General features: G+C 72.4%; 10 protein-coding genes. 4 read left to right on the top strand and 6 right to left on the bottom strand.

What is annotated here, in order from left to right:
- Positions 1 to 10: 10 nt before the first annotated feature.
- Both M446_RS20925 and M446_RS20920 read left to right on the top strand, forming a co-directional pair.
- The gene (locus tag M446_RS20925) at positions 11 to 760 is read left to right on the top strand and encodes an N-acetylmuramoyl-L-alanine amidase (RefSeq protein WP_012334106.1); all 750 of its coding nucleotides are present in this window, start codon (positions 11 to 13) and stop codon (positions 758 to 760) included.
- Positions 761 to 1,030: 270 nt separating this feature from the next.
- Positions 1,031 to 2,224: a pyridoxal-phosphate-dependent aminotransferase family protein gene (locus M446_RS20920; protein ID WP_012334105.1), complete on the top strand. Its 1,194-nt coding sequence runs from the start codon at positions 1,031 to 1,033 to the stop codon at positions 2,222 to 2,224.
- A 374-nt stretch (positions 2,225 to 2,598) separates the two neighbouring features.
- On the opposite strand, the gene M446_RS20915 is transcribed toward M446_RS20920, so the two are convergent.
- A complete protein-coding gene (locus M446_RS20915; protein ID WP_012334104.1) occupies positions 2,599 to 3,624 on the bottom strand; it encodes a TerC family protein in 1,026 nt (341 codons plus the stop codon).
- 175 nt (positions 3,625 to 3,799) lie between these two features.
- Here M446_RS20915 and M446_RS20910 point away from each other — a divergent pair, with 175 nt between their 5' ends.
- Positions 3,800 to 5,014: an NAD(P)/FAD-dependent oxidoreductase gene (locus tag M446_RS20910; protein WP_012334103.1), complete on the top strand. Its 1,215-nt coding sequence runs from the start codon at positions 3,800 to 3,802 to the stop codon at positions 5,012 to 5,014.
- A gap of 109 nt (positions 5,015 to 5,123) precedes the next feature.
- On the opposite strand, the gene M446_RS20905 is transcribed toward M446_RS20910, so the two are convergent.
- Both M446_RS20905 and fae read right to left on the bottom strand, forming a co-directional pair.
- Positions 5,124 to 6,158, bottom strand: a complete 1,035-nt coding sequence (locus M446_RS20905) for a collagen-like protein (RefSeq protein ID WP_012334102.1) — start codon at positions 6,156 to 6,158, stop codon at positions 5,124 to 5,126.
- Positions 6,159 to 6,290: 132 nt separating this feature from the next.
- Entirely contained in the window at positions 6,291 to 6,836 is a 546-nt protein-coding gene (fae, locus tag M446_RS20900; RefSeq protein WP_012334101.1) for a formaldehyde-activating enzyme, read from the bottom strand.
- Positions 6,837 to 7,005: 169 nt separating this feature from the next.
- Here fae and M446_RS20895 point away from each other — a divergent pair, with 169 nt between their 5' ends.
- Positions 7,006 to 7,218 carry a hypothetical protein gene (locus tag M446_RS20895; RefSeq protein ID WP_012334100.1) on the top strand — a complete coding sequence of 71 codons (213 nt, stop codon included), beginning with the start codon at positions 7,006 to 7,008 and terminating at the stop codon, positions 7,216 to 7,218.
- 53 nt (positions 7,219 to 7,271) lie between these two features.
- On the opposite strand, the gene M446_RS20890 is transcribed toward M446_RS20895, so the two are convergent.
- From M446_RS20890 to metF, 3 genes are all read right to left on the bottom strand, one after another.
- Positions 7,272 to 7,685, bottom strand: coding sequence for a hypothetical protein (locus tag M446_RS20890; RefSeq protein ID WP_198292997.1), 414 nt, complete (start codon positions 7,683 to 7,685; stop codon positions 7,272 to 7,274).
- Between the two features lie 125 nt (positions 7,686 to 7,810).
- Complete coding sequence (gene metH / locus M446_RS20885) at positions 7,811 to 11,554, bottom strand: methionine synthase (RefSeq protein WP_012334098.1); 3,744 nt, start codon at positions 11,552 to 11,554, stop codon at positions 7,811 to 7,813.
- Positions 11,555 to 11,756: 202 nt separating this feature from the next.
- Complete coding sequence (gene metF, locus M446_RS20880; protein WP_012334097.1) at positions 11,757 to 12,677, bottom strand: methylenetetrahydrofolate reductase [NAD(P)H]; 921 nt, start codon at positions 12,675 to 12,677, stop codon at positions 11,757 to 11,759.
- Positions 12,678 to 12,685: the final 8 nt, after the last annotated feature.

Below are 12,685 nucleotides of genomic sequence, written 5' to 3'. Positions count from 1 at the left end.
GGATCCGCCGATGAAGCCGTCTCCCGAGAGCCCCGTCGCCACGAAGGTCGTGCCCTCCCCCAGCCACGGCGAGCGGCGCCGCCCCGTCGACATGCTGCTCCTCCACTACACGGGGATGCCGGACGCGGGCGAGGCGCTGCTGCGCCTCGCCAATCCCCTGTCCGAAGTGTCCTGCCACTACTTCGTGTTCGAGGACGGGCGCGTGGTGCAGATGGTGCCCGAGGGGCGCCGGGCGTGGCACGCGGGCGAGGCCGCCTGGGAGGGCGAGCGCGACGTCAATTCCCGCTCGATCGGCGTCGAGATCGCCCATCCGGGCCACGCGGGCGGGCTGCCGCCCTACCCGGAGGCGCAGGTCGCGGCCGTCATCGCCCTCTCGCGCGACATCCTCGCCCGCTGGCCGATCCGCGCCGACCGCGTCCTCGGCCACTCGGACGTGGCGCCGGCCCGCAAGCAGGATCCCGGCGAGACCTTCCCGTGGGCGCGCCTGCACCGGGAGGGGATCGGCCACTTCGTCCCGCCGGTGCCGATCCGCGACGGGCGCTTCTTCGCCGAGGGCGATGCCGGTCAGCCCATCGAGGCGCTGCAGGCGATGTTCGCCCTCTACGGCTACGACCAGCCGGTGACCGGGCGCTTCGACTCCGGCATGCGGGCGGTGGTGGAGGCCTTCCAGCGCCACTTCCGGCCCGAGCGGGTCGACGGGGTGGCGGATTCCTCCACGATCACGACGCTGCGGGACCTGCTCGCGGCCCGGCCCGGCTGACGGCGCCCTGCCGGGGCAAGCGGCCCCTTCCCCGCGCCATTTCAGCGCGGGCCGCCACGCTGCGCGGCCATTGCTCAGACTGCACTTGTTTGCTGCCTAATCCTTTGTCAGAACGCGCGGCGATGATCGGGGCGCGGTGACGCATGCCCGTGGGGGCCGCCGGTCGTCCTCGTGGCACCGTCAGCCCTCCCTCCCCTCCGGCCGCAATTCGCGCACAGAGGCCGCCGGACCCGTCCCGCGAGGCGCGGGATCGCGCACCGAGGAACGCCCATGTCCCACCAGCCCGGCCGCCACTTCCTTCAGATCCCGGGGCCGACCAACGTGCCGCTGCCGATCCTGGCCGCGACCGCCAGGCCCGTCATCGACCACCGGAGCGCCGAGTTCGGGCAGCTCGGGCGCGAGGTGCTGGCGGGCATCAAGACGATCTTCAAGACCGAGAACCCGGTCCTGATCTACGCCGCCTCGGGCACCGGCGGCTGGGAATCGGCCCTGGTCAACACGCTCCAGGCCGGCGACCGCGTGCTCATGTACGAGACCGGCCACTTCGCCGCGCTGTGGGAGCGGATGGCCCGCAAGCTCTCCCTCAAGCCCGAATTCATCCGGGGCGACTGGCGCTCGGGCGTCGACGTCGCGGCGATCGAGGCGCACCTCGCCGGGGATCGGCAGCACGGGATCAAGGCGGTCTGCATCGTGCACAACGAGACCGCCACGGGCACGCTCTCGGACGTGCAGGGCGTGCGCGCCGCCCTCGACCGCACCGGCCACCCGGCCCTGCTGATGGTCGACACGATCTCGTCGCTCGGCTCGACCGATTACCGCCACGACGCCTGGGGCGTCGACGTCACGGTGGGCGGCTCGCAGAAGGGGCTGATGCTGCCGCCGGGCCTCGCCTTCAACGCGGTCTCGGACAAGGCGCTCGCCGCCTCGCGGCAGGCGACGCTGCCGCGCGCCTACTGGGATTGGGAGGACATGCTGGCGGCCAACCGCACCGGCTACTTCCCGCAGACCCCCGCGATCAACCTCCTGTACGGGCTCAAGGTCGCAATCGAGACGCTGCACGCCGAGGGCCTCGACGCGGTCTTCGCGCGGCACGCCCGGGCCGCCGCGGCGACCCGCGCCGCCGTGCGGCACTGGGGTTTCGAGACCCAGTGCGCCGTGCCGGCCCAGGCCTCGCCGACCGTGACCACGGTGCGGATGCCGGAGGGCCACTCGGCGGACGCGTTCCGGGCGCTGGTGCTGGAGCGGTTCAACATGGCGCTCGGCAGCGGCCTCGGCCCGCTCGCGGACCGGGTATTCCGGATCGGCCACATCGGCGACTTCAACGACCTGACGATCGCGGGCGCCCTCGCGGGCGTCGAGATGGGCCTCGCGGCGGCCGGCATCCCGCACCGCGCGGGCGGTGCGGCGGTGGCGCAGGCGATCCTCGGCGGGAAGGTCGAGGCCTTCCGCGAGGCCGCCGAGTAGGCGGCCAGGGCAGCCGAGACGGGATCCGCGTCGCGCGAGCGGGTCCCGGCACCGGAGGGGCCTCGCTTGGTCGGGTCGGCATCGCCGTCCGGCAAGGCGGACCCCGTCGATCGAGAACCGGATCGGGCGGGAACCGCATCATACCAAATCCGCTTGATCCCTTCGGGATGGCGGATTTGGGCTTCGCTCAGGCGCCGCGCGGGCTGGTGATCCGCTTGATCCCTTCGGGATGGCGGATGTGGGCTTCGCTCAGGCGCCGCGCAGGCGTGTGATCCGGGATCCCGTGGCGGCGCCCCCGGCCTGACCGGGTCGGCGCAGCCGGTCAGCGGACGTCCGGACCAATCGCGGCCGCCGGACCTCGCCGGGGCCTCGCGCTACCCCCGCACCGCCCGCCGCTCGACCGGCTCCTCGACGATCGGATGGGGCGCCTCGCGGGTGCGCCACAGGCTGTAGGCGATCCCGACGGCCAGCAGGGACACGGTCACGACCAGCGACACCCAGGGCTCGATGTCGATCCAGCCGAAGGTGTCGGCCACCACGATCTTCGTGCCGATGAAGATCAGGATCAGCGCCAGCGCCGTCTTCAGATAGGCGAAGCGGTCGACCATCGCGGCGAGCGCGAAGTAGAGCGCGCGCAGGCCCAGGATCGCGAAGATGTTCGAGGTATAGACCACGTAGGTGTCGGTGGTGATGGCGAAGATCGCCGGGACGCTGTCGACCGCGAAGATCACGTCGGCGCCGTTGACCAGGACCAGGGCCAGGGCCAGCGGCGTGAACCAGCGCACCATCCGGCCGGTCTTCGGGTCGGGCAGGCGCACCGTGAAGCGGTGGCCGTGCAGGTCCGGCGTCACCCGGAAGCGGCAGCGCATGAAGGCGGCGAAGCGGTTCGCCGTCTCGCCCTCGTCGTCCTCCTCGGCCCCCGAGAACAGCATGCGGGCGCCCGCGTAGATCAGGAACGCCGCGAAGAAGGTCAGCACCCACTCCGCCTCGTGCACCAGCGCCGCGCCCAGCCCGATCATCAGACCGCGCAGCAGCACCGCCGCCAGGATGCCCCAGAGCAGGACCCGGTGCTGCGCGACCCGCGGGATGCCCAGGAACCCGAAGATCACCGCGATGACGAAAACGTTGTCCATCGAGAGCGATTTCTCGACGACCAATCCGGCGATGTATTCCTGCCCCGCCTGTGGCCCAAGATACCACCAGATCCAGCCGCCGAAGAGCAAACCGAGGCTGAGATAGAAGGCGGTGAGCAGCAAGCTCTCCTTCACACCGATCTCGCGGTTGCTGTCACGGTGCAGCAGGCCGAGATCGAAGGCGAGGAGCAGCACGATCACGGCGTGGAACAGGAGCCACATCCAGATCGGCTTGCCGAGCCATGCGACGGAGAGGAGTTCGACCATGCGCGGGACCATGGATGCTTACGGGAGAAAGCATCGGCTCCGACATCACGAGGCGCTCAGAAGCGCGGCTCGCCAGAGGGGCCCGCAGCCGATGCTTTGCACTTAAGTCGCGCGGGCCGGCGGATCAAGGGCGGGCGGTTGACAGAGGGCGCCGCGGCGGCGCTCTGGTCCGGCCATGACGGATGCGCGCGTGGCGGTGATCGGGGCGGGGCCGGCGGGCCTGTTCGCGGCAGAGACCCTGGCGCGGGCGGGGTGCGCCGTGACGGTGATCGAGCGGATGCCCTCGCCCGCCCGCAAGCTCCTGATCGCCGGGCGCGGGGGGCTCAACCTCACCCACAGCGAACCGCTGGAGGAGTTCCTCGCCCGCTACCACCCGGCCGGCGGCGCGGTCGCGGCGGCGATCCGCGCCTTCCCGCCCGACGCCCTCCGGGCGTGGTGCGAGGAACTCGGCCAGCCGACCTTCGTGGGATCGAGCGGGCGCGTCTTCCCGACCGCCTTCAAGGCCTCGCCGCTGCTGCGGGCCTGGCTCGCGCGGCTCGCGGCTTCGGGCGTCGCGCTGCGCACGCGCACGCGCTGGATCGGCTTCGCCCCGCATGGCGGGCTGCGTCTCGCCGGGCCCGAGGGCGAGGCCATCCTCGCCGCCGACGCGACGCTGCTCGCCCTCGGCGGCGGGAGCTGGCCGCGCCTCGGCTCGGACGGGAGCTGGGTGCCGCTGCTGCGGGAGGCCGGCATCCCGGTCGCGCCGCTGCGCCCGGCCAATGCGGGGTTCCGGGTGGAATGGTCGGAGCCCTTCGCGTCCCGCTTCGCCGGCGCGCCGCTCAAGCGGATCGCGCTGAGCGCGGGCGGGCAGCGGGTGCGCGGCGAGGCCGTCGTCACCGCGGAGGGGATCGAGGGCGGCGCGGTCTACGCGCTGTCGCGCGCGCTGCGCGAGGCGATCCTGGCGACGGGCGCCGCGCGCCTCACCGTCGACCTGCGGCCGGACCTCGAGGCCGACCTCCTCGCCCGCAGGCTCGCCTCCGCCCGCCCCGGGCAGTCGCGCGCCACGACCCTGCGCAAGGCGGGGTCGCTGAGCCCGGTCGCGGCGGGCCTGCTGCGGGAGGCCGCCGGCCGCGACCTGCCGGCCGCGCCCGACGCGCTCGCCCGGCTGGTCAAGGCCGCGCCGCTGACCCTGACCGGGCTCCAGCCCCTGGCCCGGGCGATCTCGTCGGCGGGCGGCGTCGCCCTCGGGGCGATCGACGCGCGCTTCATGCTGACGGGCCGGCCGGGGACCTTCCTGGCGGGCGAGATGCTCGACTGGGAGGCGCCGACCGGCGGCTACCTGCTGCAGGCGAGCTTCGCCACCGGCCGGGCCGCCGCCGAGGGCGTTCTGGCCTGGCTGGCGCGCCGCTGATCCGGCTCATGGGCTGTCCGGACGATCGCGTCCGGACAGCGTCACAAGCCCGCGCGGCGCCTGAGCGACGCCGACATCCGCAAGGCGAAGCAATCCGTCGGATGTCGTCTCAGAGCTTCGCGCAGACCGCGACGATGCCGGCGCTCTCGGACGGGCAGAAGGCCGCGGCCTGCCCGCCCTCCCGCCGCGTGAAGGTCGGCGCGCCGGCCCGCACGCAATAGGCCGAGAGCAGCGTCTCGCCGCCCTCGCAGGCGAGTTCGCAGGAGCCGGTGGCGCAGGTCTCGCTGCGCAGGACCCGCATCGGCAGCGCCGTCGCCGCGGCGACGGGGGCCGCCGCGCCGGGCGCGCCCGGGGGTCCGCGCTCGCCCTGCGGTCCGCGCGGACCGGCCTCGCCCTTCGGGCCGGGCGCGCCAGCCAGCCCCGCCTCTCCCTTCGGGCCGGGTTCGCCCCTTGGTCCGGGTTCGCCCCTTGATCCAGCTTCGCCCTTGGGCCCCAGCGCGCCCTGAGGTCCGGCCTCTCCGCGCGGGCCCGGCTCCCCCTTGGGTCCGGGCTCACCCTTGGGCCCGGGCTCACCCTTGGGCCCGGGCTCACCCTTGGGCCCGGGCTCCCCCTTGGGCCCGGGCTCCCCCTTGGGCCCGGGCTCCCCCTTGGGCCCGGGCTCCCCCTTGGGACCCGCCGGTCCCTGCGGGCCTGGGTCGCCCTTCGGGCCGGGCAGGCCGGCCACGCCCTGCGGGCCGGTCGGCCCGGGCTGGCCGGCGGGGCCGGGCTGGCCCTGCGGGGCGCAATTCGCCACCGCGACCTCGCGCGACTCCTCGCCCGCCGTCAGGGTCGCCACGCAGGTCTGCGGAACGTACGGGACCTTGATCGCGAAGCGGCCGCGCCGGTCGCTCTGGACCGCGACCTCGTCGTCGAGCGAGACGGTCACGCCCGCCTTGCCGACATTGCCGGAGATGCGCAGGTCGCCGCCCTCGATCCGCGCGTCCCAGATCTGGATCGCCGAGGAGGCGGGCTTTCGGGCCGCTCCCCGCGGCGCCTCGGGTTTCGGCGCGGCGGGGGCAGGGGCGGCCTCGCCCTGGGCGAAGGCCGGCCCCGATCCGATCAGGACGAGCGTGGACAGGACCAGGACGGCACGGCGGAGACGCATCGGATGCCTCGGTCGGCGCGATGGGCCGGAGAGTCGGCCCTGCAGGCGGCGCGCACCTTGGGGCGCGGCCGCCGGGGGGTCAACCGCCACGCTCGGCCGGACACAGCGTTCCCGCCCTGCGTGATCGCGCGGTCACGCCTCGTAGTCGATCACGTCCTCCAGGGCGTAGTGCTTCACGGTCTTCCGGTTGGCGATCAGTTCCTCGATCGTCGGTTCGCCCTTGAGGGCGCGGGCGATCGCGAGCTTCGTCGCCTCGTAATTGGTCCGGTAGAGGTCCTTGCGGTCGAGATTCGCATCGTCGGCGCAGCGCGGATCGAGCCAGATCATGATGATCATGCACAGCTCGTCCAGGCCCTGCTTCGGCAGGATGCCCTCGATCACGCAATCGACGATGGCGTCGCCGGTGGCGGCCTGGACCACGCCGCCGAGGAGCTCGACGTAGTCGGCGGATTGGATCGTCGCCTTGGTGGTCATCATGGTGGCCGGGCGGACGAGCTGGTTGAGGTCGCGCACCACGAACATCCGGGTGTGGCCCTGGACCTGCCCCATCATCGACGCGAAGGCGGTCCCGACCGGGCCGCGCACCGATCCGATCAGCACCTCCGGCATGGCGTCGGTGAACTGGCCCTCGGCGGCCAGCACGGTGGCCTCCCCGGTGCGGAAGAGAATCTCGCTCATCGCTTCATCCTGCGCGCGGGACGGAGGGCGCCCCGCCTGACGGGGGGCACCCACCACGCGCGGCGGGCGCGGGTCAACCGCCCCTGCGCAGTCGGACAGGTCGCGGGCGGCGGAAAATGGTCTATAGGCTGATTCGCGGCGGGAGCGTCCCGTCCTGGAATGCGCCGTGATGAGCGAACGCGACTGGACCCTGCGGGTGACGCCGACGGAAGCGGGCGTGCAGGTTGAGTTCGGCCTGTCCGAACTCGGCGGCGAGCCGGTGACGGCGGTGATCGCGCTGGATCGGGGCGAGGCGCGGCGCTTCGCCCGGGCGCTGCTGGCCGCGGCGGGCGACGCGGCCGAGCGCACCTTCCCGCATCCGAAGCCGACCGGCCAGGGCTGAGGCGCCCCGCGCATGCGCCGGGGTGTCAGCGCCGTCCCACCGCGCGTGTCTCCTCAGGTCCGCCCCGGAAGCCGCCTCACCTTGGTGCCCGGCTTCTCGACCGGCTCCGCGCAGGCATAGGCGAACTCGGTGCGCAGGTCGTCGAACACCGTCTCGGCGGTGATCCGGCAGGTCTCGCGGTCCGTCTCGCTCAGGTAGGTCACGGCCGCGTCCCTGAAGCGCTTGCGGCGCGTCAGGGCCGGGTCGGCCCCGTCGAGGCCGCAACCGGCGACCTCGCGCAGGCCGTTCGAGACGATCAGCATCCGGCGCGTCTGCCGCTCGTCGAACACCTCGTAGGGGTCGTTGCAGCCGATCGTCACGACCTGCGGCCTCAGGCTCGCGTAGGTCTGCGAGACGTAGCCGAATTCCACGCAGCCGGAAGAGGCGAGGACGGCGAGGCTCGCGACCACCCACAGACCTGTCCGCATCGCCAACCTTCCGCACCCGCGCCCGCCCCAGCTTTGGGCCGGGGCGAGGCGATCGGTCAAGCTCCGCCGCGCGACACGCCGCGGCTCATTCCGCCCCGCGGCGGAATGAGCCGCCGCCCGGCGGATTACTCCGCCGCCGCGAGGTGCCGCCGCGGGTCGTAGTTGAGGATCGGCCCGAGCCAGCGCTCCACCTCAGCCACGTCCATGCCCTTGCGGGCGGCGTAATCCTCGACCTGGTCGCGCTCGACCTTGGCGACCCCGAAGTAATGCGCCCCGGGATGCGCGAGGTAGAGGCCCGAGACCGAGGAGCCCGGCCACATGGCGTAGGATTCGGTGAGCTTCACGCCGATCCGCGGCTCGGCCTGGAGGAGGTCGAACAGCGTCGCCTTCTCGGTGTGGTCGGGCTGGGCCGGGTAGCCCGGCGCGGGGCGGATGCCCTGGTACTCCTCCAAGACGAGGTCGGCGGGCGCGAAAGTCTCGTCGGCCGCGTAGCCCCAGAACTCCTTGCGCACCCGCTCGTGCATCCGCTCGGCGAAGGCCTCGGCGATGCGGTCGGCGAGAGCCTTGACCAGGATCGAGCGGTAATCGTCGTTCTGCCGCTCGAAGCGCTCGGCGATGCGCACCTCCTCCAGACCCGCCGTGACCACGAAGCCGCCGACGTAGTCCGGAACGCCGGAGTCGAGCGGGGCGACGAAGTCCGACAGGCAGGTATTGGGACGCCCGTCGCGCTTCGAGAGCTGCTGGCGCAGGCCGTGGAAGGTGGCGAGCCTGTCGGTGCGGCTCTCGCCCGTGAACAGGCGGATGTCGTCGCCGACCGCGTTCGCCGGCCAGAAGCCGATCACCGCCTTCGGGTTGAACCAGCGCTCCTCGACGATCCGCGCCAGCATCGCCTGCGCGTCGTCGAACAGGGCGCGCGCCGCCGGGCCCTGGACCGGGTCGTCCAGGAGCGCCGGGAAGCGGCCCTTGAACTCGTAGGTCTGCAGGAAGGGCGTCCAGTCGATGTAGGGGACGAGCTCGGCCACGTCGTAGGAGCGGAAGACGCGGGTGCCCGTGAAGCTGGGCTTCGCCGGGCGATAGGTCGAGAACTCGGCCCGGAACGGGTTGGCGCGGGCCTTGGCCAGCGGCAGGCGCTGCTTGTCGGCCTCGGACCTGGCATGCGCCTCGGCGACGCGCTTGTACTCCGCCCGCACGCCCTCGATCGTCGCGGCCTTCGTCTCGGGCGAGAGCAGGCTCGAGACCACGCCGACCGCGCGGCTCGCGTCGGTCACGTAGACCGCCTGGCCCTTGGCGTAGGCCGGGTGGATCTTCACCGCCGTGTGCACGCGGCTCGTCGTGGCCCCGCCGATCAGCAGCGGCACCTCGAACCCCTCGCGCTCCATCTCGGAGGCGACGTGGACCATCTCGTCGAGCGAGGGCGTGATCAGGCCCGAGAGGCCGACGATGTCGACCTTCTCCTTGCGGGCCGTGTCGAGGATCTTGGCCGCCGGCACCATCACCCCGAGATCGATGATCTCGTAGTTGTTGCAGGCGAGCACGACCCCGACGATGTTCTTGCCGATGTCGTGGACGTCGCCCTTCACGGTGGCCATCAGCACCTTGCCGGCGGCCTGGCGCCCGGTGCCGCCATTCGCCCGCTTCTCCTCCTCCATGAAGGGCATCAGGTAGGCGACGGCCTGCTTCATGACGCGGGCCGACTTCACCACCTGGGGCAGGAACATCTTGCCGGAGCCGAAGAGGTCGCCGACCACGTTCATGCCGGCCATCAGCGGGCCCTCGATCACGTCGAGGGGGCGGGTCGCGGTGCGGCGCGCCTCCTCGGTGTCGGCCTCGATGTACTCGGTGATGCCGTTGACGAGGGCGTGCTCCAGCCGCTTCTCGACCGGCGCCTCGCGCCAAGCGAGGTCGGCCGTGCGCAGCTGGGCGCCGCCGCCCTTGAACTTCGCCGCCTGCTCGAGGAGGCGCTCGGTCGCGTCGGGGCGGCGGTTGAGGACGACGTCCTCGCAGAGGTCGCGCAGCTCCGGGTCGAGCTCGTCGTAGACCGCGAGCTGGCCCGCATTGACGATGCCCATGTCCATGCCGGCGCGGATGGCGTGATAGAGGAACACCGCGTGCATGGCCTCGCGCACCGGCTCGTTGCCGCGGAACGCGAAGGAGAGGTTCGAGACCCCGCCCGAGATATGGGCGTGGGGCAGGGTCTCGCGGATCTGCCGGGCCGCCTCGATGAAGGCGACGCCGTAGCCGTCATGCTCCTCGATGCCGGTCGCGACCGCGAAGATGTTCGGGTCGAAGATGATGTCCTCGGGCGGGAAGCCGACCTCCTCGGTCAGGATCCGGTAGGCGCGGGTGCAGATCGCCACCTTGCGCTCCAGCGTGTCGGCCTGGCCCTGCTCGTCGAAGGCCATCACCACCACGGCGGCGCCGTAGGCGCGGCAGATCCGCGCCTCGGTGAGGAACTTCTCCTTGCCCTCCTTGAGCGAGATCGAGTTCACGATCGGCTTGCCCTGAATGCATTTCAGGCCGGCCTCGATCACCTCGAACTTCGAGGAATCGACCATCACGGGCACGCGGGCGATGTCGGGCTCGGCCGCGACCAGGTTCAGGAACTCGACCATCGCGGCGCGCGAATCGAGCAGGCCCTCGTCCATGTTGACGTCGATGACCTGAGCGCCGGCCGCGACCTGGTCGCGGGCGACGTCGAGGGCGGCCGCGTAGTCGCCGCTGGTGACGAGCTTGCGGAACTTGGCCGAGCCGGTGACGTTCGTGCGCTCGCCGACGTTCACGAAGGGGATCTCCTTCGTCAGCGTGAAGGGTTCGAGGCCCGAGAGCCGCATCAGCCGCGGCACCTCCGGCACGCGCCGGGGCGCCTTGCCGGCCACCGCCTCGGCGATGGCGCGGATGTGGTCCGGCGTCGTGCCGCAGCAGCCGCCCACCATGTTGACGAGGCCGCTTCCCGCGAACTCGCCGACGAGGGCGCCCATCGCCTCCGGGCTCTCGTCGTAGAGGCCGAACTCGTTCGGCAGGCCGGCATTCGGGTAGGCGCAGACCAGCGTGTCGCAGACCCGGGAGAGTTCGCTGATGTGGGCGCGCATCTCGCGGGCGCCGAGCGCGCAGTTGAGCCCGAAGGTCAGCGGCTCGGCGTGGCGCAGCGAGTGCCAGAAGGCGCTCGGGGTCTGGCCCGAGAGCGTGCGGCCCGACAGGTCGGTGATCGTGCCCGAGATCATGATCGGCAGGCGCACGCCCATCTCGCCGAAGACCTGCCAGGTCGCCGCGATCGCCGCCTTGGCGTTCAGCGTGTCGAAGATCGTCTCGATCAGGACGAGGTCCGAGCCGCCCTCGATCAGCCCGCGCACCTGCTCGGCGTAGGCGTCGCGGACCTGGTCGAACGTGACGGAGCGGTAGCCCGGATTGTTCACGTCGGGCGAGATCGAGAGCGTGCGGTTCGTCGGACCGATCGCCCCGGCCACGAAGCGGCGCCGCCCGTCGCGGCGCTCGGCCTCGACCGCCGCCTCGCGGGCGAGCCGCGCGCCCTCGCGGTTGAGTTCGCGGACGATCGCCTCCATGCCGTAATCGGCCTGGGCGATCGCGGTGCCCGAGAAGGTGTTGGTCTCGACCACGTCCGCGCCGGCCAGGAAGTAGTCGAGGTGGATCTGCCGGATCGCCTCGGGCTGGGTCAGGATCAGAAGGTCGTTGTTGCCCCTCTGATCGTGCGCGTGGTCGAGGAAGCGCTTGCCGCGGAAATCCGCCTCGCCGAGCTTGAGGCGCTGGATCATGGTCCCCATGGCGCCGTCGAGGACGAGGATCCTCTCGGCGGCGCGCTTGCGCAGGGTGGCGAGGACGTTGGCGCCGTCGGCGGGGCGGAGATCGGTCATCGGGCAAGGGTCCGGAATCTGGACCGGCGCGAGGCCGGCCCGCTGGGAAGGATGGGGTCAGGCGCGGCGACCGGGGCCGTGCGCGCGGCGCGCGGCGCCTCGATCGCCTCGATTGGCGCTCCGGCCGCGCCGGCCCCGCGCCCTGGGCGGCGCGGCCGCGTCGTGCGGGGCGGCCCCGGCCGAGTGCCCGGCCGGGACCCGCTCACGCCGCCGCCTTCTCGGCGACCGGCGCGCTCGGCAGGGCGCGCAGGCCGAGCAGGTGGCAGATCGCGTAGACGAGGTCGGCGCGGTTCATCGTGTAGAAGTGGAAGTCCGTGACGCCGCGGTCGACGAGGTCAAGCACCTGCTCGGCCGCCACCGCCGCCGCCACCAGCTTGCGGGTGCCGACATCGTCCTCGAGGCCCTCGAAGCGCGCGGCCAGCCATTCCGGCACCGAGGCGCCGGTGCGCTTGGCGAAGCTCGCGGCCTGCTTGAAGTTCTGCACCGGCAGGATGCCCGGGATGATCGGAATGTCGATCCCGCGCGCCTGCACCCGGTCGAGGTAGCGGAAGAAGAGGTCGTTATCGAAGAAGAACTGGGTGATGGCGCGGTCGGCGCCGTTGTCGACCTTGGCCTTGAGCGCGTCGATGTCGGCGTCGAGGGAGGGCGCCTCCGGGTGGCGCTCCGGATAGGCCGAGACCGAGACCTGGAAGTCACCGATGCGCTTGATGCCGGCGACGAGGTCGCAGGAGCGGGCATAGCCGCCCGGATGCGCGCGATAGGCCGTGCCGACGCCCTCGGCCGGATCCCCGCGCAGGGCCACGATGTGGCGCACGCCCGCGTCCCAGTAGGAGCGCACGACCTCGTCCACCTCCTCCTGCGTGGCGGCCACGCAGGTCAGGTGGGCGGCGGGCTTCAGGCTGGTCTCGCGCACCAGCCGCGCGACCGTATTGTGGGTGCGCTCGCGGGTCGAGCCGCCGGCCCCGTAGGTCACCGAGACGAAGTTGGGCTGCAGCGGCGCGAGGCGCTCGATGGAGGACCACAGGGTCTCCTCCATCTCGGTCGTCTTGGGCGGGAAGAACTCGAAGGAGACCCGGATGGGGCGGCGGCTCTCGCGGCTCGGACGGAAGGCGGTGGAGACCATCGGAGACC

The organism is Methylobacterium sp. 4-46, from assembly GCF_000019365.1.
GTDB lineage: Bacteria > Pseudomonadota > Alphaproteobacteria > Rhizobiales > Beijerinckiaceae > Methylobacterium.
The sequence above is the reverse complement of the archived record's forward strand: the minus strand, read 5'-3'. Positions and strand labels throughout refer to the sequence as shown.